Annotated in this window: 24 protein-coding genes; 21 read left to right on the top strand and 3 right to left on the bottom strand. The window is 37.9% G+C overall.

Annotated features, from left to right (window positions below; all coding sequences use genetic code 11):
• Positions 1-89: 89 nt before the first annotated feature.
• The 16 genes from RMO03_RS06600 to rocD all read left to right on the top strand — a co-directional run bounded on the left by RMO03_RS06600 (position 90) and on the right by rocD (position 16,376).
• A complete protein-coding gene (locus tag RMO03_RS06600; protein ID WP_309641303.1) occupies positions 90-1,007 on the top strand; it encodes an XdhC family protein in 918 nt (305 codons plus the stop codon).
• On the top strand, positions 1,004-2,173 hold the full coding sequence (glp, locus tag RMO03_RS06605; RefSeq protein ID WP_309641304.1) for a gephyrin-like molybdotransferase Glp: 1,170 nt from the start codon (positions 1,004-1,006) through the stop codon (positions 2,171-2,173). The genes RMO03_RS06600 and glp overlap by 4 nt, the downstream gene beginning before the upstream one ends.
• Before the next feature lie 45 nt (positions 2,174-2,218).
• Positions 2,219-2,965, top strand: coding sequence for a sulfite exporter TauE/SafE family protein (locus RMO03_RS06610; RefSeq protein WP_309641305.1), 747 nt, complete (start codon positions 2,219-2,221; stop codon positions 2,963-2,965).
• A 1-nt stretch (position 2,966) separates the two neighbouring features.
• Positions 2,967-3,209 carry a MoaD/ThiS family protein gene (locus RMO03_RS06615; protein WP_309641306.1) on the top strand — a complete coding sequence of 81 codons (243 nt, stop codon included), beginning with the start codon at positions 2,967-2,969 and terminating at the stop codon, positions 3,207-3,209.
• A gap of 49 nt (positions 3,210-3,258) precedes the next feature.
• The gene (locus RMO03_RS06620; RefSeq protein WP_309641307.1) at positions 3,259-4,329 is read left to right on the top strand and encodes a HesA/MoeB/ThiF family protein; all 1,071 of its coding nucleotides are present in this window, start codon (positions 3,259-3,261) and stop codon (positions 4,327-4,329) included.
• Position 4,330: 1 nt separating this feature from the next.
• A complete protein-coding gene (locus tag RMO03_RS06625; protein ID WP_309641308.1) occupies positions 4,331-4,777 on the top strand; it encodes a molybdenum cofactor biosynthesis protein MoaE in 447 nt (148 codons plus the stop codon).
• A gap of 1 nt (position 4,778) precedes the next feature.
• Positions 4,779-5,693, top strand: coding sequence for a bifunctional molybdenum cofactor biosynthesis protein MoaC/MoaB (gene moaCB / locus RMO03_RS06630; RefSeq protein ID WP_309641309.1), 915 nt, complete (start codon positions 4,779-4,781; stop codon positions 5,691-5,693).
• The gene (gene moaA, locus RMO03_RS06635) at positions 5,683-6,687 is read left to right on the top strand and encodes a GTP 3',8-cyclase MoaA (protein WP_309641310.1); all 1,005 of its coding nucleotides are present in this window, start codon (positions 5,683-5,685) and stop codon (positions 6,685-6,687) included. Before moaCB ends, moaA begins: the two co-directional genes overlap by 11 nt.
• 187 nt (positions 6,688-6,874) lie before the next feature.
• Positions 6,875-8,200 carry an allantoinase AllB gene (gene allB, locus RMO03_RS06640; RefSeq protein WP_309641311.1) on the top strand — a complete coding sequence of 442 codons (1,326 nt, stop codon included), beginning with the start codon at positions 6,875-6,877 and terminating at the stop codon, positions 8,198-8,200.
• Complete coding sequence (gene alc / locus RMO03_RS06645; protein WP_309641312.1) at positions 8,182-9,198, top strand: allantoicase; 1,017 nt, start codon at positions 8,182-8,184, stop codon at positions 9,196-9,198. The genes allB and alc overlap by 19 nt, the downstream gene beginning before the upstream one ends.
• Positions 9,198-10,616, top strand: coding sequence for a urate hydroxylase PuuD (locus RMO03_RS06650; RefSeq protein ID WP_309641313.1), 1,419 nt, complete (start codon positions 9,198-9,200; stop codon positions 10,614-10,616). Before alc ends, RMO03_RS06650 begins: the two co-directional genes overlap by 1 nt.
• A 9-nt stretch (positions 10,617-10,625) precedes the next feature.
• Positions 10,626-11,474, top strand: coding sequence for a 2-oxo-4-hydroxy-4-carboxy-5-ureidoimidazoline decarboxylase (gene uraD, locus RMO03_RS06655; protein WP_309641314.1), 849 nt, complete (start codon positions 10,626-10,628; stop codon positions 11,472-11,474).
• A gap of 136 nt (positions 11,475-11,610) precedes the next feature.
• Positions 11,611-12,945 carry a DUF6986 family protein gene (locus RMO03_RS06660; RefSeq protein WP_309641315.1) on the top strand — a complete coding sequence of 445 codons (1,335 nt, stop codon included), beginning with the start codon at positions 11,611-11,613 and terminating at the stop codon, positions 12,943-12,945.
• Between the two features lie 178 nt (positions 12,946-13,123).
• Positions 13,124-14,167, top strand: a complete 1,044-nt coding sequence (locus tag RMO03_RS06665) for a HAMP domain-containing sensor histidine kinase (protein WP_309641316.1) — start codon at positions 13,124-13,126, stop codon at positions 14,165-14,167.
• Positions 14,168-14,300: 133 nt separating this feature from the next.
• Positions 14,301-15,020: a DUF1003 domain-containing protein gene (locus RMO03_RS06670; protein WP_309641317.1), complete on the top strand. Its 720-nt coding sequence runs from the start codon at positions 14,301-14,303 to the stop codon at positions 15,018-15,020.
• Between the two features lie 111 nt (positions 15,021-15,131).
• Positions 15,132-16,376 (top strand): ornithine--oxo-acid transaminase, encoded by a 1,245-nt coding sequence (rocD, locus tag RMO03_RS06675; RefSeq protein ID WP_309641318.1) that lies wholly within the window; start codon positions 15,132-15,134, stop codon positions 16,374-16,376.
• Between the two features lie 29 nt (positions 16,377-16,405).
• Here rocD and RMO03_RS06680 read toward each other — a convergent pair whose 3' ends face one another.
• Both RMO03_RS06680 and RMO03_RS06685 read right to left on the bottom strand, forming a co-directional pair.
• The gene (locus RMO03_RS06680; RefSeq protein ID WP_309641319.1) at positions 16,406-16,744 is read right to left on the bottom strand and encodes a CCC motif membrane protein; all 339 of its coding nucleotides are present in this window, start codon (positions 16,742-16,744) and stop codon (positions 16,406-16,408) included.
• 20 nt (positions 16,745-16,764) lie between these two features.
• Positions 16,765-17,028, bottom strand: coding sequence for a DUF2752 domain-containing protein (locus tag RMO03_RS06685; RefSeq protein ID WP_409024911.1), 264 nt, complete (start codon positions 17,026-17,028; stop codon positions 16,765-16,767).
• Between the two features lie 123 nt (positions 17,029-17,151).
• Here RMO03_RS06685 and RMO03_RS06690 point away from each other — a divergent pair, with 123 nt between their 5' ends.
• The 3 genes from RMO03_RS06690 to RMO03_RS06700 all read left to right on the top strand — a co-directional run bounded on the left by RMO03_RS06690 (position 17,152) and on the right by RMO03_RS06700 (position 18,144).
• The gene (locus RMO03_RS06690) at positions 17,152-17,334 is read left to right on the top strand and encodes a hypothetical protein (RefSeq protein ID WP_309641321.1); all 183 of its coding nucleotides are present in this window, start codon (positions 17,152-17,154) and stop codon (positions 17,332-17,334) included.
• Positions 17,327-17,875: a Smr/MutS family protein gene (locus RMO03_RS06695; RefSeq protein ID WP_309641322.1), complete on the top strand. Its 549-nt coding sequence runs from the start codon at positions 17,327-17,329 to the stop codon at positions 17,873-17,875. The genes RMO03_RS06690 and RMO03_RS06695 overlap by 8 nt, the downstream gene beginning before the upstream one ends.
• Before the next feature lie 65 nt (positions 17,876-17,940).
• Complete coding sequence (locus RMO03_RS06700; protein WP_309641323.1) at positions 17,941-18,144, top strand: hypothetical protein; 204 nt, start codon at positions 17,941-17,943, stop codon at positions 18,142-18,144.
• Between the two features lie 97 nt (positions 18,145-18,241).
• On the opposite strand, the gene RMO03_RS06705 is transcribed toward RMO03_RS06700, so the two are convergent.
• Positions 18,242-19,219, bottom strand: a complete 978-nt coding sequence (locus RMO03_RS06705) for a hypothetical protein (protein WP_309641324.1) — start codon at positions 19,217-19,219, stop codon at positions 18,242-18,244.
• A 141-nt stretch (positions 19,220-19,360) separates the two neighbouring features.
• Between RMO03_RS06705 and RMO03_RS06710 the strand changes: the two genes are divergently transcribed.
• Both RMO03_RS06710 and RMO03_RS06715 read left to right on the top strand, forming a co-directional pair.
• Positions 19,361-20,485, top strand: a complete 1,125-nt coding sequence (locus tag RMO03_RS06710; RefSeq protein ID WP_309641325.1) for a cysteine desulfurase family protein — start codon at positions 19,361-19,363, stop codon at positions 20,483-20,485.
• A 65-nt stretch (positions 20,486-20,550) separates the two neighbouring features.
• Positions 20,551-21,186: a porin family protein gene (locus RMO03_RS06715; protein WP_309641326.1), complete on the top strand. Its 636-nt coding sequence runs from the start codon at positions 20,551-20,553 to the stop codon at positions 21,184-21,186.
• Positions 21,187-21,265 lie beyond the last annotated feature (79 nt).

Genomic DNA, 21,265 nt, shown 5'->3' on the forward strand with positions numbered 1-21,265 from the left:
ATTTATCTCGCAAAGACGCAAAGGCGCAAAGAAGAAAATTCATAAAATGATCAGAAAGCGAAATTGATGTAAGATTTTTATAAATTATTATGGTTTTAGATTTTTATAAAAGCGTTCGAGATTTACTGCAACAAGAACAGCGCATTATTCTGATGGTTGTCATCGCCAATGAAGGCAGCAGCCCCGGAAGGAAAGGCTTTAAAATGGCAGTGTCGAAAAGCAAAATGTTCGGCACCATCGGCGGTGGTATTATGGAACATAAACTCGTTGAGTACGCGCAAAGTCTTTTAACGAAATCGACATTCCGTCCATTCATCAAACACCAAATTCACGATAAATCAGCACCATCCGACCAATCAGGAATGATTTGCTCGGGTCAACAGACGATTGCTTTTTATGATTTGAATCTTGACAATAGTGAAGTGATTGATTCGATTGTCACGAAAGAAAATCACAGCATCCGATACACAGAAAAAGGCATCGATATTAATTTGCATCCAACAGCCACACACCAATGGGAATTTGTCGAATCAACTTCACTCCCAAACCGAGTCTACATCATCGGCGGCGGTCATGTAGGCTTAGCGTTAAGCGAAGTTTTAGCAAGACTCGATTTCGAAATCTACATCCTCGACCACCGCGAAAATCTCAATACGATGGAAGCCAACACTTTTGCGCATTTCCGAAAAACCATCGAGTTTGAATCGATTGAAAAAGAAATTCCCGAAGGCAATAATATCTATGTCGTCATCATGTCGTTCGGTTACCGCACTGACGAAATCATCATCAGACGTTTGCTTCATCGACGTTTTAAGTATATCGGCATGATGGGTAGCAAAGAGAAAATTGCCACGTTGTATTCGCATCTACTATCCGACGGATTTACCCAAACTCAATTGGATAACGTGCATTCACCCATCGGCATCGACATCAAAAGCGAATCGGCTCAAGAAATCGCAATCAGTATCGCGGCACAACTCATCAGCATAAAAAATAAAGCCTCATGATTTCAATTGATGAAGCCTTTTCGAAATTAGATGGAGTCGATTTTCCATTGAAGGAAACAGCAGTTTCATTAATGAATGCAAGTCATTGTGTGTTGTCTGAAACAGTATTGTCACCGATCAATATGCCGCCGTTTCGCCAATCGAACATGGATGGTTTTGCGCTTTCTTTACATGAGGCATTGGTTTACGAAATTGTGGGTGAAGTCAAAGCCGGTGATTCCAAATCTATCGACCTCAAACCGGGACAAGCCGTTAAAATATTTACCGGAGCTGCAATTCCTAATTCGGCGCAGGCGGTCATTCAAATCGAGAAAGTTTCAACCAAAGACAACCAATTGTTTTTGCAAGAAACCGTTTTACACGAAACCAACATTCGGCCTTTGGGTTCTCAAATTCAGCAAAATGATATCGCTTTAGAAAAAGGCACTTTCCTTAATCCCGCAGCGATTGGTTTTTTGGCGGGTTTGGGTTTCACTTCCGTGAATGTCTATCAGAAACCAACAGTCGCTATAATCACAACCGGAAACGAATTAGTAGCGGCCGGTCAACCTCTGGCACATGGTCAAGTCTATGAAAGCAATGGCATCATGTTGCAAACCGCATTACATAATTCCCATTTCAATCAAGTGAAAATGTATCAAATGAGCGATGATTTTGAAAACACAAAATCGACGTTAAAGCAAGCCATTGATGATAACGATATTGTTGTGGTTTCGGGAGGCATTTCAGTTGGCGATTACGATTTTGTATACCATGCATTACAGAGTTTGAATGTCGAAACCTTATTCTATAAAGTCAATCAAAAACCAGGAAAGCCTTTGTTGGTAGGGAAATTAAACGATAAAATGATTTTTGCATTACCTGGAAATCCCGCAGCGAGTTTGACTTGTTTTTATATTTATGTGTTGCCGACACTTCAAAAATTTTCGGGTATGAAAACTTCGTATAAAACCACAATTCAGAAGAATTTGGCGAACGATTATGCTGTTGACAATACGCGTGATCAGTTTTTGAAAGCTACGATTTCGAATGATGAAGTCACGATTCTTTCACATCAAGATTCTTCGATGTTAGATTCGTTTGCATTGGCGAATGCTTTGGTCTATTTGAAAAATGGCGATTATACCATGCTCAAAGGCGATAAAGTTGCGGTTTATCTTCTATAGCAAAAGGAATAGTGGTTATCTTTGTTTGTTATTAAAATAATTAAAATGCTCATCGACGATTTATTCAATTCACCATTATTATTACTGTTGTTGCCCATCATCGCTTTTCTTTATGCGAGCGTTGGTCACGGTGGTGCGAGTGGTTATATCGCTGTCATGAGCCTTTTTTCGTTTCCGATTTCGGTAATGAAACCCACAGCTTTAGTGCTCAATATTTTAGTTTCGGGGATTTCGTTTTACTTTTATTTCCGTGAAAAAAAATTCGACATCAAACTGTTCTATCCGTTTGCCATCACGTCGATTCCGTTTTCTTTTTTAGGCGGATTGCTAACCGTTGAAACCCATTATTATAAAGTCATTTTAGCTTCCGTTTTGGTTGTTGCTGTGCTTCGATTGATCGGCATTTTTGGAAAAGAAAAGCCCGTTTTAAAACCCATCAATATTCCATTAGCACTTTTGATAGGAGCTGTCATCGGATTTTTATCAGGATTGATTGGCATCGGCGGCGGCATTATTTTAAGTCCTGTAATTTTATTATTAGGTTGGGCCAATATGAAACAAACCGCAGCAGTTTCAGCGTTGTTTATTTTTGTGAATTCGATTGCGGGACTTTTCGGCTTTGTTTCGAAAGGCGGAACATTGCCGTTGTCATCAACTGTCGTGATTGGTGTAGTATTGATTGGTGGCATTTTGGGAAGTTATTATGGCAGTAAAAAATTCAATACAGTAACTTTGAGAAACGTGCTCGCTTTTGTTTTAGGCATCGCCATTTTGAAATTATATACGACCTAACATGACCATTACCGTAAAATATTTCGGAATCATTGCTGATTTTACTCAAAAAAAAGAAGAAACGTTTGCTTTGAATGAAGTAAACCATTCCATACAATTATTGCAATCACAATTAGAAAAATTATATCCTGAGATAAAAAGCACTACCTATTCATTAGCCATAAATCAAAAGCTGACGAATCAAAATGCAATACTTCACGATCAAGATGAGGTTGCTTTATTACCACCATTTGCTGGCGGTTAAACAAACTTAGAAACTCAGAATCTCAGCTACTCAGTAACTCAGAAAAGAAATGAAACGATACCAACGACAAATCGCCTTGCCCGAAATCGGAATCGCCGGCCAACAAAAACTCACCGAAGCCAAAGTGTTGGTTATCGGTGCCGGAGGTTTGGGTTGTCCGGTGTTGCAACAATTAGCTGGTGCAGGCGTAGGTTGCATCGGTATTGTTGACGGCGATGAGATCGAAGAAAGTAACTTGCACAGGCAAGTATTATATACATTATCCGATTGTGGAAAGAATAAAGCAACGACAGTTGCTGAAGTCATTTTCAAGCAAAATCCAGAAGTAAAAGTGATGCCTTTTTCAAATCATTTCACCACCGAAAATGCTTTCGAAATCATTGAGGATTATCAAATGATTGTAGATTGCACCGATAATTTAGCAACGCGTTATCTCATTAATGATGTGGCATTGGTTAAAAAAATCCCGATGGTTTATGCTTCGATTCATCGGTTTGAAGGACAACTTTCGGTTTTCAATTACGAACTTGGTCCAACGTATCGTTGTTTGTTTCCCGAAAAAGAAGATTTGAAAGAAGATTTGAATTGCAATGATACCGGCGTTTTAGGAATTTTGCCCAACACTTTAGGTTTATTGCAAGCGACCGAAGTACTCAAAATAATTCTTGGTATTGGTGAAGTTTTAAGTGGAAAACTGTTGATTTATGATGCATTGCAACATCAAATGCAAACCATCGAAATTCAAAAAAATCCACTTCAAATTCAAAACGGATTGCTCAATGGTTTAGACATTTTAAATAGCAATAGTAAAGCAGTAAAAAGTATTACAGCAGCTACTTTTATTGAAGCTATTAAAGATGATTCCAAACTAATTATCGATCTTAGAGAAACGCATGAAGAAGCAAAATTAATCGCAAAAAACATCCAAAATATTCCACTGAATCAATTGGAAAACTATTTGGAAAACCACGATAAAAACCAAAAAATTATCTTATTTTGTCTGTACGGAAATAAGAGCTTGCTCGCGGCCAATTACTTGATGAAAAACGGTTTTACCAATGTGTTTCATTTAGTCAATGGCAGTGAAGCTTTACCCGAAATAGAATTCAATGTAAATTAGTATGTCGACAATTAAACCAAAAAAATCATCGTTTATCAACGGCGCTATTTCGTCCGAATTTATAGGCGAATCGATTGCCAAGCACCAAAGTAAAACCACGATTGGCGCGCACAATATTTTCTTAGGTCAAGTTCGTGCTGATGTGATTGATGAAAAATCGGTTGTAGCAATCGACTATTCTGTATACGAGGAAATGGCTGAAGCAACTTTCTATGACATTCGAGAAGCCGCGTTCGCCAAATTCGATTTATCTTGCTTGCACATTTACCACAGTTTGGGATTGGTTAAAGTAGGAGAAATTTGCTTGTTTGTTTTTGTATCAGCACCACGCCGAAAAGTAACCTATGAAGCATTAGAATTTTTGGTAGAATTGATTAAAGAAAAAGCACCGATTTTCGGAAAGGAAATCTTCGAAGACGAAACACACACTTGGAAAAAAAACATTTAAAATGGTCGACATCACTCATAAAATCACAACACTAAGAACCGCAGTAGCGCATGCTATTGTCAAAGTGGGTTCGCCTCAAACCATACAAGCCATTTTGAACAAAACGGTTCCCAAAGGCGATGTGTTGACTGTAGCAAAAACGGCAGGACTGTTCGCGGTCAAAAATACGTCGAACACCATTCCCGATTGTCATCCGATGCCGATTGAGTTTACAGGAATCGAGGTTGAATGTTTGCAAGATTCGATTCATATTGAAGTCACGGTCAAAACGATTTACAAAACCGGTGTTGAGGTGGAAGCCATGCACGGCGCATCAATTGTGGCGTTGACGATGTATGATATGCTCAAACCGATTGATAAGAATGTCGAAATTTCGACAGTAAAATTACTACACAAAAAAGGCGGAAAATCAGATTATGCCAACAAAGATTATTCGCATCTTGCTGTTGCTGTCATAGTTTGTTCAGATAGTGTTGCTGCCGGAACTAAAGAAGATACTTCGGGAAAAGTCATCGTAGAAAAACTTCAAAAATTCGGATTGACCGTTTCCAATTATACCATAATTCCTGATGAAATCGAAACCATTCAAAGCAGCATTCAAAATCTTCAAAGTCAAAAAACAGACTTGGTTATTCTGACTGGCGGTACCGGATTGTCGCACAAGGATGTGACACCCGAAGCCTTGATTCCATTGTTAGACCGAAGAATTCCGGGCATTGAAGAAGCGATTCGTTCGTATGGACAAGAAAGAACACCTTATGCAATGTTGTCGCGATCTGTTGTTGGTTTTATAGGCGATACTTTAATCATGGCATTGCCAGGATCAACGACTGGTGCAGCTGAATCAATCGATGCGGTTTTCCCGTCGGTGTTGCATTTGTTTCAAATATTGAATGGCTTCAATCATGGAAAATAAAACACTTTTGCAGGATTCATTAGGTCGTCATCACGATTATTTGCGCATTTCGATTACGGAACATTGCAATTTGAGATGCACCTATTGTATGCCTGAAGAAGGCATTGCGTTGACACCCAAACCGCATTTGATGACTGCCGATGAAATTATTCATATTGCAGAAACCTTTGTAAGTTTTGGCGTCAAAAAAATCCGTTTGACTGGCGGTGAACCTTTGGTTAGAAAAGATGCGAAAGATATTATTTTGCGTTTGGGAAAACTCGGCGTCAATTTGACCATCACGACCAACGGAATTTTGGTTCCTAATTTCATCAACACATTCAAAGAAGCCGGAATTAAAAAGGTGAATATCAGTATTGACAGTTTAATTCGAGAAAAATTCAATCAAATTACGAGAAGAAATTATTTTGATACGGTTTTGAAAAATATTGATTTGTTGCTTGATGAAGGTTTTCAAGTAAAACTCAATGTGGTGTTGATTCTGGATTTTAATGATAATGAAATCATTGATTTTATTGCTTTAACCCAATATAAAAATATTCAGATTCGTTTTATTGAATTCATGCCTTTCAGCGGCAACCAATGGGATAAATCGAAGTTGGTGACTTACGCGCAAGTGCTTGAAACGGTTCAATCGGAATATCAATTGAATGATATTGAGCGTTTGATTGATGCACCAAACGACACCGCTAAAAATTTTAAAATTAAATCCCATATCGGAAGTTTTGCGATCATCAGTTCGGTAACCAATCCGTTTTGTAGCACTTGCAACCGCATTCGATTGACGGCTGACGGAAAATTGAAGAACTGTTTGTTTTCTAATTCTGAAACATCTTTGCTCGAAACGTTGCGTTCAGGTGCATCAATTTTACCATTAATTAAACAAAATCTTCTTTCAAAAAAAGCAGTTCGAGGTGGTATGGATGATGATTCTAAATTTCAAAATCCCGATTTGTTTTCTAAAAATAGAAGCATGATTGCGATTGGTGGGTAAATTTCTTTCTATTTATTATTTTAAACTTTGCGCCTTTGCGTCTTTGCGAGAAATAAAAAAATGGCTCGCAAAGACGCAAAGGCGCAAAGAAATCTCGGAATGCAATTATTCTAAAACGATACTTGTGTTTTTTTTAATTAAAACTATATTTGTTGGTTGACTTTTATAAAAATACAATTCAAAAAACTTGAAAGAAAGAAAAATATACAGCAACAATGTTTGGGTTGAAAATCGATTGCAGTCTGCAACGGTTTGTTTCCTTAACGGAACCATCACAGCCATTCATTTTGAAAAATCAGAAGGTGCTGAAGATTTCGGAAATGTAGTTGTAATGCCCGGTGTGATTGATGTTCATGTACACATCAACGAACCAGGGCGAACCGATTGGGAAGGTTTTGAAACTGCAACTCAAGCAGCAGCAGCCGGCGGAACGACTACGATTATAGATATGCCGCTCAATGCAAGTCCGGTGACTACAACCCTTGATGCATTCCAACAAAAATTGGAAGCTTCCAAAGGGAAAATGAATGTGAATGTTGGTTTTTACGCCGGATTGATTCCAGGAAATGCTGCTCATTTAGAATCATTAATGCAAGCTGGAGTTGTAGGCGTGAAATGTTTTTTAACCCATTCCGGCATTGATGAATTCCCAAATGTTACTCAAAAAGATCTCGATGAAGCGATGCCCATCATTGCAAAATATCATTTGCCATTATTAGCGCATTGCGAATTATACGATAGGGAAGTCGATAGTGATTTTGAAAATCATCCTACGAGTTACCAACATTATTTGGCAAGTCGACCAAAACAATGGGAAAACGATGCGGTAGATTTAATGATTCGAATGTGCAGAAAACATCAATGCCCAGTGCATATTGTGCATGTGGCTTCCGCAGAAGCGTTGGCTAAAATTGATGCCGCCAAACAAGAAGGATTACCGATTACGGCGGAAACATGTGCACAATATATCTACTTTAATGCGGAAGAAATTCCCGATGGTAATACGATTTTTAAATGTGCACCTCCGATTCGCGAACGCTCTAATAATCTACAATTGAAGCAAGCTTTTCTTACCGGCGTTTTAGATTTTATTACCACAGACCATTCACCGGCACCAGCCAATATCAAAGAAATTGCAACAGGAAACCTCAAAAAAGCTTGGGGAGGAATTGCAGGAATTCAATTTTTACTGACGGCTTCTTGGACTGCTTTGAAAGACACCATGGCATTAGAACAATTCATTCCATTATTGACATCGCGTCCTGCACGATTTATCAAAGCTGATAAAAAAGGGATTATTGCAGTAGGAAATGATGCAGACTTAGTCATTTGGAACCCTGAGAAATCCCAAGTAGTAAATGAAAGCGCAGTGCTTTTCAGACATAAAATAAGTCCCTATATTGCACAAAACTTAAGCGGAGTTGTGCTCGAAACCATAGTCAATGGCGAAACCGTTTATCAAAATCAATCAATACAAAATAAAAATAAAGGACAATGGCTTTTGAAAAAGTAAAAGAAATCATCAAAGAATCACCGGCATTTACACAATTAACCGACTTGGCTGCCGAAAGATTGGGCGGAAAAGTGTTGTATGCAACCGATGATTTTTTTGCGGAAAAAGAAAACCTGATTGCACCAACGCGTGGCATATTCATTACCGACAAATACACCGATCGTGGCAAATGGATGGACGGCTGGGAAAGCCGCAGAAAAAGAACACCGGGACACGATTGGGCAGTAATCCAATTGGCGACTTCAGGAAAAATCACAGGTTTCGATATCGATACGAATTTCTTTTTGGGCAATCACCCACCACATGCTTCGATTGAAGCGGTTAACCTTGAAAGTACTGACGGAATCACCGATTGGGAAAACGTAACTTGGAAAGAAATTTTACCCAAATCACATTTAGACGCCGGTTCTCAAAACTTTTATGAATGTGAAAGCAACGAGATTTTCACGCATCTTCGCTTGCACATTTATCCTGATGGCGGCGTAGCAAGATTGCGTGTTTACGGCGAAGTTTTCAAAAACTGGGATGCCGTTTCAACGAATCAGCAAATCGATTTGGCCGCTACGATTAATGGTGGTCAAGCCATTGCTTGCAACGACATGTTCTTCAGTGACATGAGCAACTTAATCATGCCAAACCGCGGCGCCAATATGGGCGACGGCTGGGAAACCAAAAGAAACCGCACACCCAACAACCGAGATTGGGTAATTTTGAAACTCGCGCACCAAGGCATGGTCGATAGTATTATTGTCGATACTTGTCATTTCAAAGGAAATTATCCTGACAGTTGTTCGATTGAAGCTTGTGCTTCCGATAACGATAATGTTGAAAATGCCGATTGGAAAATCTTGTTGCCACAGCAAAAACTCAACGCTGATTTCATACACGAATTTGGAAATGAAATCAATAAAGGACAAGTCATTACACACGTTAGACTCAATATTTTTCCTGATGGCGGCGTAAGCAGATTAAGAATTTTTGGTAAAATCGTCAAATAGTGAAAGTCAATATTTTTATATTATTGGTATTGTATGTCGTCTACTTTGGCATTTTAATTACGCTGGGCTATCTGACGTATAAAATGCCGGGTTTTAAAATTGGAAAATCGAAAGAAGATTCCGATGAGAATGAAACGATCAAGATTGCCAGTATCAATTATATGTATACCGGAATGCTGCTCGCGATTCTCGGAATTCTTGTCAACACGTATCTGTTGGTGCAAGGAACACCGCTCGAAAGTCACATGATGGAATGGCTCAACATCGTCATTCGCTTGATGCACATTACTTTTGGAATTGCGTGGATTGGCGCTTCGTTTTATTTCGTATTTCTCGAAAATGCTTTGAACAGAACCGAAAATGTTCGTGATGAACTCGCAGGCAATTTGTGGGCAGTGCACGGCGGTGGATTTTATTATGTTGAAAAATACAAAATAGCGCCAAAGGAAATTCCAAAGCACTTGCATTGGTTTAAATACGAAGCTTACTTTACTTGGCTTTCGGGTTTTTGTTTGTTGTTTGTAGTCTATTATTTTAATGCTTCGGCGTTATTGATTGATAACAATGTATTAGACATTTCAGCCACTCAAGGCATCGTAATAGGTATTGGGTCTTTTGTCGTGGCTTGGCTCATTTACGATTTCCTTTGCAAATCAAAATTAATCAAAAACCAACTGCTGTTTTCGATTATTGGATTTCTGATTTTGATTGCTTTTGCAGCGTTTTATTGCCATGTGTTTAGCAGTCGTGCGGCTTACATTCACTTTGGTGCGATGATTGGCGGCATTATGGTCGCGAATGTTTTCTTTGTGATTATTCCGGCCCAAAAAGCGATGGTTCATGCTGCCAAAATGGGCTTGCCGTTAGATCCGACTTTGGGGAAAAATGCTTTGACACGTTCGCTGCATAATAACTATTTTACATTGCCGGTTTTGTTTGTCATGGTGAGCAATCACTTTCCATCGACATTTGGCTATGAATATCCTTGGTTGATTTTGGCGATTATTTCTCTTGGCGCGGCAGGAGTGAAGCATTATCTTAATTTAAAAGAAAAAAAGCAACTCAACGTTTGGATCTTGCCGGTTTCGGTCGTGATTCTTTTAGCCGCTTGTTTTATTTCGGCGCCGAGTACGAATCCTTATGAATGTAAGTCGGAAGTTTCGTTTACGGAAGTCAATGCGATTGTTCAAAAACGATGTGTGCAATGTCATTCGGCTACACCAACGGATGATGTTTATAAAGTCGCTCCCAATGGTGTGATGTATGACACACCGGAAGATATAGTAAAGAAAAAAGATTTAATTATGCAGCGCGTTGTCATTACGAAGACGATGCCGCAGAATAATAAAACCAATATTACAGCAGAAGAACGCAATACGATTCGATGTTGGATTGAACAAGGCGCAAGCTTGAAATAAAATAGCAATATGACACTAACAGCATTTAATACTTTAGATAAAGAAACAGCAAAGCAGCATTTGTTCGCTTGTTGTGGTTCGACAAAATGGGCTGATGCCATGATGCAACATTTTCCTTTTGCGACGGAGAAACAGTTGGTTGATTGGTCAGCTTCGATTTGGTATGATGCATGTGGCGAATCCGATTGGCTCGAATCGTTTACACACCATCCGAAAATTGGTGATGTGAAAAGTCTGACGGAAAAATTTGCGGGTAAAGAGCAAGCTGGTGTTGCTGTAGCGACAGCAGAAACGATTGACGCTTTAGCCAAAGCCAATGCCGATTATGAAAGCAAGTTTGGTCTTATTTTTATTGTATGTGCTACTGGTAAATCTGCCAATGAAATGTTGCGATTGCTACTCGATCGACTTCAAAATACTGCAGCCGAAGAGCGCAATATTGCGATGGGTGAACAACAGAAAATTACCATCATCCGATTTAAAAAATTACTGACAGAAGCTGATTTTGAGTTTTTGAAGGTGAGTCAAATTACCACTCATGTTCTCGATACTGCTGTCGGTTTACCCGGAAAAGATATTTCGATTCGATTGCAAAGCAAACAAAACGGCATTTGGCAAACCATTGCACAAGGCATCACCAATTCCGATGGCAGAATTCCGGATTTGCTTCCACAAGAAAAAAACTTGAAGCCTGATATTTATAAAATGGTTTTCGATACGGGGAATTATTACCAACAACAAAACTTAAAGACATTTTATCCTGAAGTTGAAATTCAATTCAGCACTTTCGACGAAAGCCATTATCATGTTCCTTTGCTCGTCAATCCTTTTGGTTACAGCACTTATAGGGGAAGTTAATTTATAATCGTATGCCCTAGCCCCGATAGAAGGGAAAATCCTTGGCATTGGGAGATTGCCGCGCAAGCTCGCAATGACAAGATTGGAATGATAGCGGGATTAGCTCCTAAAAATTTATAATTCAAAATTCAAAATAATGACCATACCGTCCAACAAAAAAGAACAATTATTCCATAGTTTAAGTCAAGCGAATAACACCTTCAACGAAATTTATCCCGGCGACAGAAGCGATCGCCAACCTGTGCATACTTTGTATGGCGGTGCGAACCTTTTCAAATCGGATGCACCGATTGCTTTGGGACATCGCGCACTTGAAATATTAGAAACCTATGCTCCGAATGCTGAAGTTTTCGGTCAAGCCTTTGGACTTACGGGCGGAAAAGATTTCAGCCAGCGCATTTATGACAAAGTTGTGGCGAAATTAAAATCGGAAGCGATTGAAGATTTCAGAATTGACTTCGAAGACGGTTATGGCAACCGCAGCAATGAAGAAGAAGATGCCACCGCAGTAACGGCAGCTCTCGAAGTAGCTAAAGGCATGCGCGACAAAACACTTTCTCCGTTTATTGGAATTCGCATCAAGCCATTCACGGAAGAAATGAAAGAACGTGGTTTGAGAACGTTGGATATTTTCGTGAGTACCTTGGTGAAAGAAACCGGCGGCAAACTGCCTCATAATTTTGTCGTGATGTTGCCCAAAGTAACGATTCCGCAACAACCTGAAACACTGGCGAATTGCTTTACAATTTTAGAAGAAGAATTGGGGTTGACGAAAGGCATTCTAAAAATGGAAATGATGGTCGAAACCACGCAAGCCATTATGGACATCAACGGAACGAACCCATTATACCGATTCATCAAAGCGGCGCAAGGACGATGTATTGCGATGCATTTCGGAACATACGATTATACGGCAAGTTGCAGCATTACTGCCAAATACCAAGAAATGGATCATCCGGTTTGTGATTTTGCACACCATATGACCAAAGTGGCTCTGGCACATACGGGCATTTGGCTCAGCGATGGCGCTACGAATACGATGCCTATCGGTCCGCATCGTGGTGATTTGACACCGGCACAAGAAGCGGAAAACCGTCAAGTGGTGCACCGTGCTTGGAAAAAAGGTTATGATCATATTCGACATTCGTTATGGAATGGTTATTATCAAGGTTGGGATTTGAATCCGGCGCAATTTCCGATGCGATATGCCGCTGTGTATGCGTTCTTTTTGGAAAGTTATGATGATGCCGTAGAACGTTTGAAAACCTTTGTAGATAAAGCGGCACGTGCGACTTTAATCGGCGATGTGTTTGATGATGCGGCTACCGGACAAGGGTTATTGAATTACTTTCTTCGCGCGTTAAACAGCGGTGCGATTACAGAAGAAGAAGTATTGGCTACCGGATTGACACTCGATGAAATTCGAGGACGTTCGTTTAAGAAAATTTTAGAAAATAGAATGGCGAAATAATTTGATGTTTCAATATAGAAAATGTTGCCGCCACAGCTGTATTAATTGATATATCTGTGGCAGGTTTTTTTAATTTGCTGTGAATCAACGCTATTATTCTTATAGCCATTGTTTTTTTTGTAGATTTAAAAACCAAACGAACAAACAATCGTATATCTATAAACCAAAACAATATATTATGCAACTATACAAAAGATTGTCTCGAGTTGGTTTTCTCCAAAACAGTTATGCTTTTAAATTTCTTTTCATTGCTTTTCTCGGGATTCATATTCCATTAATCGGAATTTTATTTTTTGTGTTGTATGCACCACAATCCGCATCTTCTATGACGATTTTGCTTTTTGCTTTGGTGATGACATTGGTGGCTACAGGGATTACTTTAGTGGTTTTGAAAAGACTGATTCGTCCTATAGAATTGGCTTCGAGTGCGTTGAACAATTACAGAAAAAACAGAACGATGCCATTGTTGCCAATAGAATACAAAGATGAAGCGGGTTTGCTCATGCGCTATATATTAGAAACGATTCAAGACAATGAAAAATACATCAACGAAAAACAAGATTTGATGTATTTGCTGTCTCATGATTTGAGAACGTTTACAGGTAATTCTCAATCGTTGTCTGAATTAATTTTGGCAGAAAAACCAACGGAAACCGTCGCTCAATATGCCGAATTAATATACCAATCAACCACGCAACAATTGCATTTTATAGAAAGTTTTTTGAAGCTACTCAAAGTACAAGATGAAATTGCAAAAAGGCTTCCTGAGTTGCAGAATATTTCGTTTGTCGACATCAACTCAAGTGTTGAACAACAAGTTAAACAGCAATTAACATTGAAGAATATCAAATTGAATTCTACAATAGATGTTAAAGACAAAGCACTTTTAATCAATAGCGAATTACTGGTTCGTGTGTTGGTTAATTTAATCGATAACGCTATTAAGTTTTCATATCCGGATAGCGAAATAATGATAAAATACTACATCAAAGATGAACGTATGATGATTACTATAACCGACAATGGTTTGGGTTTTAATATGAATCAATCTGATGCGATTTTTCAAAAATTTACAGATCAAAAAAAGCTGGGTACCGCTAATGAATCTTCAACTGGAATTGGTTTGTATTTGTGTAAAACTATAGTCGAAAAATACAAAGGAAGATTGATTGCTTCGAGTGAAGGCGTGAATAAAGGCGCAACTTTTACTTTGAGTTTTTAACTGCAAATAACGCAAAGTTTACACAATTCCGAAGCATAGGGGCGCAAAGGGAATTTTGCATCGATAAATAAATTCAACTGCTTTATTTCTGATGCAGAAAAGCCTAACTTAGCCGTTAAATAGAATTGCTTTTATGAAAAAATCTGCAACGTTTAAAAGTGCCATTTCGGGTATTGAATTTACAAATGCCGACAAAATATCTTGTCAAATCGTCAGTAAATCTATTTTTGATTTGATGAAAGCGGAGCATCCAACGTTAAATAATAAAGATTTTATTGCATCCAAAGAATTGAATTTGTATCGTGAAAAATACATTGCCAATTATTTAACCAAAGGTATAGGCGAATTGAGTGCGCTCGAGAGCAAAGTCATGAGTTCATTCAATGAAAATCAGTTGATTGTAAACAAATTAGAAGACGAGCCAAGTCAAACCACTTTCGGTCAAAGAGTTGCTGATAAAGTCGCTACTTTTGGTGGAAGTTGGACGTTTATTATCTTCTTTGGTGTTTTCATTTTGATATGGATTGCCAGTAATATTTACCTTTTAGCCAACAAAGGTTTCGATCCGTATCCGTTTATTTTACTCAATTTAATTCTTTCTTGTTTGGCTGCTTTGCAAGCTCCGGTGATTATGATGAGTCAAAATCGGCAAGAGGAAAAAGATCGTGAAAGAGCCAAAAATGATTACATGATCAATCTGAAATCGGAATTGGAAATCAGAATGCTGCACGAAAAATTAGATCATTTGATGCTGCACCAACAACAAGAATTGATTGAAATTCAAAAAGTACAAATCGAAATGATGAATGATATTTTAGTCAATATTAAAGGCACTGGTAAAGCGAAAGACTAAATTCTTGTTGGAATTTATTAAATGCTCAATTTTTTATCTAATTTTGTATCATAATTGGATGATTTCTCTCCACAAGCAGGAATTGTTATCATATATTTAAAAAACAAGTACATGTCAGTTTTAGAAAAAACAAGTTCTGCTGCGATTATCAACCTCGAAAATAAATATGGCGCGCACAATTATCACCCATTGCCGGTGGTTTTGAGTAGGGGTGAAGGTGTCTATGTTTGGGATGTTGAAGATAAAAAATACTATGATTTTCTTTCCGCTTATTCCGCTGTAAATCAAGGGCATTGTCATCCGAAAATTGTCGGTGCGATGATCAATCAAGCGAAAACACTAACATTAACCTCGCGTGCTTTTTATAACGATCAACTAGGGCCATACGAAGAATACTTGACAAAATATTTTGGTTTTGATAAAGTATTGCCCATGAATACAGGTGCAGAAGCTGTTGAAACGGCGTTGAAGTTATGCAGAAAATGGGCTTATGAAGTGAAAGGTATCGCTGAACATCAAGCGCAAATTATTGTTTGTGATGGTAATTTTCATGGAAGAACAACAACGATTATTTCGTTTTCTAATGATGAAAATGCACGCAAAAACTTCGGCCCTTACACAGAAGGCTTTATCAAAATTCCTTACGACTCTATTGAAGCATTGGAGGAAACTTTACAATCTTCCAAAAATATAGCCGGATTTTTAGTGGAGCCCATACAAGGTGAAGCCGGTGTATACGTTCCACATGACGGTTATCTTGCCAAAGCGAAAGCTTTGTGTGAAAAACACAACGTATTGTTTATTGCCGATGAAGTGCAAACTGGTATTGCGCGTACCGGAAAATTATTAGCCGTGCACCACGAAAATGTGCAACCTGATATTCTGATATTAGGTAAAGCAATTTCTGGTGGAGTTTATCCAGTTTCCGCAGTTTTGGCTAATGATAGCATTATGAATGTAATCAAACCAGGACAACATGGTTCAACTTTCGGAGGCAATCCAATTGCTGCGGCTGTTGCGGTTGCTGCTTTAGAAGTGGTTCTGGACGAAAATCTAGCTGAAAATGCCGAGCGACTTGGAAAAATATTCCGTTCAGAACTCGAAAAATATATTCAGACATCCAATATTGCCACTTTAGTTAGAGGTAAAGGCTTGTTGAATGCAGTAGTCATCAACGATACCGAAGAAAGCGATACTGCTTGGAATATTTGTTTGGCATTGCGCGATAATGGTTTGTTAGCCAAGCCTACACATGGTAACATCATTCGTTTTGCACCGCCACTGGTGATGAATGAAGCACAATTACTCGATTGTGTCTCGATTATTGTAACGACACTACAACAGTTTGAAAAATAAAAAAATCCTCCAATTGGAGGATTTTTTGTTTATTCTACTTCTTCTTGTTGTTTTAGTTTCTCGATTAGGTTTTGTTGGAAGTCTTTAATGCCTTCTTCGCCCATTACCGCATACATGTAGATATTAATAATAAAGTAAATAGCACTCAAAACAATACCGATAATCGCCAATACTCTTCCTGTATTGATGTTCGAATAACCTTCATACAATTCAGGATTTTCAATATACAACGCAGTATCTTTTTTGGCTAGCATCAAAGCGACGATGCCTAATACGAGTCCGATAATTCCCCAACAACAACAAGTCAGAATTGATAATATTCCTAAAATAAGCACTGCTGTAGCATTGGGTAATTTTTGTTTTTCCATATTAAAGTGGGTTTTAAGGGTTAGTGAGTCATTTTATAAATATAAGAAACAATCATAATGATGGCGTTAATAATGGCCAAGCTTACAATGATTTTGTGGTAATTTCTGCCTTTATCAATAAAGTGCAAACCGAGAACACCAAAAAGTAAAAGGGTAGTATAGATGGCCGGAAATTGATGAAACGCTCCCGAAAAATTTCCTTTGAGGATTAAAAGTAAAGCTCTTTGTGTTCCGCAACCCAAACAATCGACTCCGAAAAGTTTTTTGTTTAGACAGGGAATCATGTATTTTTCTAAATCCAAAATGCGTGTTTTTATATTTACAATTTTACAAAAAATATTGATTGAAAATTACAAGTTTGCTAATTTAAAGTTTGTTACTTTTGAATACCTTAAAAATAATTTCGAATGAAAAAGATATTAATTCCTATGATGATTGTTGCGATCATTATCGCATTTTATGAGCAAAGTAAACCAGAAAAAAACATCTATATTATCATTGTCGCCATCGCAATTTTTATGTTTGGGATGATGCGATTGAGTGCCAAAACACCTAGCAAAAATCAAGAAGAGGAGGAGCAAGATGTTTAATATAGGTGACCAAGTTTCGGTATTGGATGAAGCGATTAACGGCGTAGTGGTTTCGATTAAAAACAACGAGATTTCTATCGAAACTGAAGATGGATTCATGATGACGTATTTTGTCAATCAATTGATTAAAAATTTTAAAACCAGTAGTTTAAGTAAAAACATAGGAAGTTTTAATTCAGATAAAATAAAACAGGAAAAAGAAATTCCAAAACCGAGAAGTTTTGTAAAAGAACCCAAAATAAAAGGCGAAATTCCACCACCGGAATTCGATTTGCACATCGAAAAATTAGTCAAAAATTTTAGAGGAATGAGCAATCACGACATCCTCACTTTGCAATCAGAAACCGCTAAAAGGCATGTTGAATTTGCCATCAGAAATCGCATTCCAAAAATCGTTTTTATCCATGGAGTTGGTGAAGGAATTCTGAAATCGGAACTTGATTTTTTATTGGGACGTTATGAAAACATTTCATTCCGAGATGCCAATTATCAAAAATACGGACTGGGTGCTACGGAAGTTTATATCAGGCAAAATAAATAGTCTGACATAAAGATATTGGCAGTGTAAAAATTGCTACTTTTCATCATCAACAAAATTATAAAACTATGAAATCACTAAATTTACTCATGCAGGAAATCATCCAGTTGACGGCAGAAATAGAAACCAAATTTCCGGAATTATACAAGTATTTGAATGAAACGCCTTTGAGTCTTTCCGAAACCAAAAAGGAAGCTATCAGCACCAACGATCTAAAACAGTATTTAGAAAGTTTAAAAACCCAACTGCAACATCATATCGAAACGCATTAGGAATAACACATATGATGACCAGCGTAAAAATTCGCATAAAAACCTACATCGGTAAAGATTTTGCTAAAATCAATCAGGCGCTTACTATTTACTACGGTTAGTCGGCGGTCAATAAGTTGCCCAATAGTATAGAATCCCCAAGGTAAAAAGTGTTGTTGTCTTTTTGAAACGTCACCGCTTTCAAGGTAATGGTGTGAAGATAAACACCCGGACTGTTTGTTGTGCTAACAACCTCAATGATACCGCTAACATCAGCCACACCATCTTTCGCAAACCATTCTTCATTAATGGCAGGCGAAGTAGGCAATATCGCACTGCAGAAATAATCTTGGTTGCTTGTGGTTAAAGCAGTTTCGAATAATCGATAAACCAATTTGTTCGTGGTACTCGAAATCAATCCGGTTTTGGCAACACCCAAATTCGTAATATCTAACAAAGTAGCATCGAAATTTTGAATGTATAAACCTTCAATACCGTTTGTTCTTGCGTTATAAAGCAATTGATTCGATGGACAAATCTGAATGTCATCAGGATCAAAATTCATCGGCAATGTTGTAGCTGTAGTCGAGTATTCACCAAATGGGAAAGTCTCGTAAACTTGTGTGCCGCTTGGTTTAGAAAACACAATGTTTTTGAATACAATATTGTGAATGTATTTCAAAATCTTAGTTGCACCTGTGGTCGTATCAGGGCTAGAATACACAGCTATTGTAGCAATTTGAATGGTTCCAGAAGTAGCAATCCATTCTTCGGTGGCAATGGGTGAAATTGGCGCCGGTGTATTGCAAAGATTCGCAGCTGTTACAGCTCCGTTATAAGCCCTGTAAGTTACGCTAACAGTTCCGCCAATAGCGATTGTTGTTGGGGTATCGAGTGGCGTTACATTGTTGGGAAATGCGTTTAATGATTCGGGGATTTTGATGTATAGCACTTCATTTCCATTCAATTTATAAATGGTTTCTCCGCAACTCCCGGCTTGTACGTTTGTAAAATCGATAGTCTCAATGGTTAAATCTCCGTCATCGCATCCGTTCAACATCAGTATGAAAACCAATAATCCAAGAATTTTTTTCATGTTAAGGCTATTTTTGACAAAAGTAGGATTTTAATTGAAACCCGAGCAAGTATTACGATGCGAATTGTATGGAGTGAAACAAAATAAAATGACAATCAATTTGCTAAGGATTAAGTTCGCAAAATTAGTAACTTTGGCGCCATGAAAAAAGTATATCTCGACAACGCAGCCACAACATCAATCCACCCCGAAGTGATTCTGGAAATGACGCGCGTGATGCAAGAAGATTACGGAAACCCTTCGTCGACGCACAGTTTCGGAAGACAAACCAAAAGTGTATTAGAACTTTCGAGAAAATCGATAGCAAAATCAATCCATGCTTTGTCACAAGAAATTGTTTTTACTTCTGGCGGAACCGAATCAAACAATTGGGTGTTGCGCAATGCGGTTTTGAGTTTGAAAGTAGCGCGGATTATTTCAAGTAGAATAGAACATCACGCGGTTTTGCATACACTTGAAGCTTTGCAAAATGAATTTAAAATCGACATTGATTATGTCAATATACTGCCCAACGGCGAAGTTGATGTGACGCATTTGGTGACATTACTTTCAGACAATAAGAAAACATTGGTGTCACTAATGCATGTCAATAATGAAATAGGAACTGTGTTAGACTTAGATTTAATCAGTAGAATATGCAAACAACATCAAGCGTATTTTCATTCCGACACCATCCAATCTATAGGAAAAACAACCTTCGATTTGCAGCAACTTCCCATTGATTTTCTCGTGGCCAGCGCGCATAAATTTCACGGTCCTAAAGGCGTTGGTTTTATATTCATCAGAAAAGCATTGCCGATACAACCGATGTTATTCGGCGGTGAACAAGAAAAAGGTTTGCGTCCGGGTACAGAATCGATTCACAATATTGCCGGCATGGCTAAAGCTTTAGAGATTTCTTATGCTGATTTAGAAGCGAATCAAAAGCATATTGAAGATATAAAATCTTATGCAGTGGCTCAATTTCAGCAGCATTTTCCTGATTTTAAAATCAATGGAAATACAAACGGATTTTACAATATCATCAATATTCAACTGCCGTTTTCAGAAGATAAAACAGCGATGATTTTATTTCATCTCGATATGAAAGGCATCGCAGTTTCTCGTGGTAGCGCTTGTCAGTCGGGCAGTATCAAACCTTCTCATGTATTGGCGGAAATATTGAATGATGCTGATTTGAAAAACCCTTCACTGCGAATTTCATTCAGCCATTTCAATACAACAGCTGATATTGACTATTTGATTGAGGCCTTAAAAGCTTTATAGTTTTTGAAAATTTATTAGTAATATTCTTTTATTATAGTATGTTTACGGAAATTTAAATCTAAAACATGAAAAGAATACTGACCATCACACTTTTTACATTTTGTTTCTCTGCCCTTACGTTCGCTCAGAAAAAAGGCGATACTGAATTTGGATTCAACGTTGGTTTTAATGGTTCAACTGTTTCAAATGTCGATGGCAGCTCCAAAATAGGAAATGGGATCAATCTTGGTTTCGCAGCAGATTATTATTTTTCAAATCGATGGAGCATCAAAGGAAAACTGATTTACGACCAAAAAGGTTGGAACGACGGCTACATTGAGTTTTTTAATGAATTTGACCCAAGTATTCCTGGGAATACTTATAAAACAGATTTCAATTTAAATTATTTAACCATTCCGGTAATGGCCAATTGGCACTTTGGTAGAAAGAAAAATTGGTATTTGAACTTCGGACCTTACATTGGATTTCTAATGAGTGCTAACGAAACCAGATTTGACACGGATTTAAAAGACGGCTTCAACACCACAGATTTTGGACTGTCAGTAGGTATTGGTGTTAAAATTCCAGTCTCCGATAAATTAAAAATTTCGTTGGAGTATGATGAGCAGGATGGTCTTTCAGATGTATTCAAGAGTTCGGGTAAAACCGTTACCAACAGTCGTTTTAGTTTGAATGTTGGTGTTAATTTTATTTTAAAGTAAATTTCAAATAGCTTTAAAAAGTTAGCCACAAATGCACAAATTAATCTGTGCGTTTGTGGCTAATTAATTTTAAAAGTAT

Origin of the sequence: Flavobacterium sp. (assembly GCF_031411595.1) — a bacterium.
Lineage (GTDB): Bacteria > Bacteroidota > Bacteroidia > Flavobacteriales > Flavobacteriaceae > Flavobacterium.

Coding starts and splice junctions, on each gene's coding strand:
- RMO03_RS06715 (WP_309641326.1), top strand. CDS start 20,551: ATGAAAAGAATACTGACCATCACACTTTTTACATTTTGTTTCTCTGCC.
- RMO03_RS06600 (WP_309641303.1), top strand. CDS start 90: ATGGTTTTAGATTTTTATAAAAGCGTTCGAGATTTACTGCAACAAGAA.
- RMO03_RS06710 (WP_309641325.1), top strand. CDS start 19,361: ATGAAAAAAGTATATCTCGACAACGCAGCCACAACATCAATCCACCCC.
- alc (WP_309641312.1), top strand. CDS start 8,182: ATGGCTTTTGAAAAAGTAAAAGAAATCATCAAAGAATCACCGGCATTT.
- rocD (WP_309641318.1), top strand. CDS start 15,132: ATGTCAGTTTTAGAAAAAACAAGTTCTGCTGCGATTATCAACCTCGAA.
- RMO03_RS06610 (WP_309641305.1), top strand. CDS start 2,219: ATGCTCATCGACGATTTATTCAATTCACCATTATTATTACTGTTGTTG.
- RMO03_RS06680 (WP_309641319.1), bottom strand. CDS start 16,744: ATGGAAAAACAAAAATTACCCAATGCTACAGCAGTGCTTATTTTAGGA.
- RMO03_RS06670 (WP_309641317.1), top strand. CDS start 14,301: ATGAAAAAATCTGCAACGTTTAAAAGTGCCATTTCGGGTATTGAATTT.
- RMO03_RS06615 (WP_309641306.1), top strand. CDS start 2,967: ATGACCATTACCGTAAAATATTTCGGAATCATTGCTGATTTTACTCAA.
- moaCB (WP_309641309.1), top strand. CDS start 4,779: ATGGTCGACATCACTCATAAAATCACAACACTAAGAACCGCAGTAGCG.
- RMO03_RS06695 (WP_309641322.1), top strand. CDS start 17,327: ATGTTTAATATAGGTGACCAAGTTTCGGTATTGGATGAAGCGATTAAC.
- RMO03_RS06705 (WP_309641324.1), bottom strand. CDS start 19,219: ATGAAAAAAATTCTTGGATTATTGGTTTTCATACTGATGTTGAACGGA.
- RMO03_RS06700 (WP_309641323.1), top strand. CDS start 17,941: ATGAAATCACTAAATTTACTCATGCAGGAAATCATCCAGTTGACGGCA.
- RMO03_RS06620 (WP_309641307.1), top strand. CDS start 3,259: ATGAAACGATACCAACGACAAATCGCCTTGCCCGAAATCGGAATCGCC.
- RMO03_RS06625 (WP_309641308.1), top strand. CDS start 4,331: ATGTCGACAATTAAACCAAAAAAATCATCGTTTATCAACGGCGCTATT.
- moaA (WP_309641310.1), top strand. CDS start 5,683: ATGGAAAATAAAACACTTTTGCAGGATTCATTAGGTCGTCATCACGAT.
- RMO03_RS06685 (WP_409024911.1), bottom strand. CDS start 17,028: ATGATTCCCTGTCTAAACAAAAAACTTTTCGGAGTCGATTGTTTGGGT.
- RMO03_RS06690 (WP_309641321.1), top strand. CDS start 17,152: ATGAAAAAGATATTAATTCCTATGATGATTGTTGCGATCATTATCGCA.
- uraD (WP_309641314.1), top strand. CDS start 10,626: ATGACACTAACAGCATTTAATACTTTAGATAAAGAAACAGCAAAGCAG.
- glp (WP_309641304.1), top strand. CDS start 1,004: ATGATTTCAATTGATGAAGCCTTTTCGAAATTAGATGGAGTCGATTTT.
- RMO03_RS06660 (WP_309641315.1), top strand. CDS start 11,611: ATGACCATACCGTCCAACAAAAAAGAACAATTATTCCATAGTTTAAGT.
- RMO03_RS06665 (WP_309641316.1), top strand. CDS start 13,124: ATGCAACTATACAAAAGATTGTCTCGAGTTGGTTTTCTCCAAAACAGT.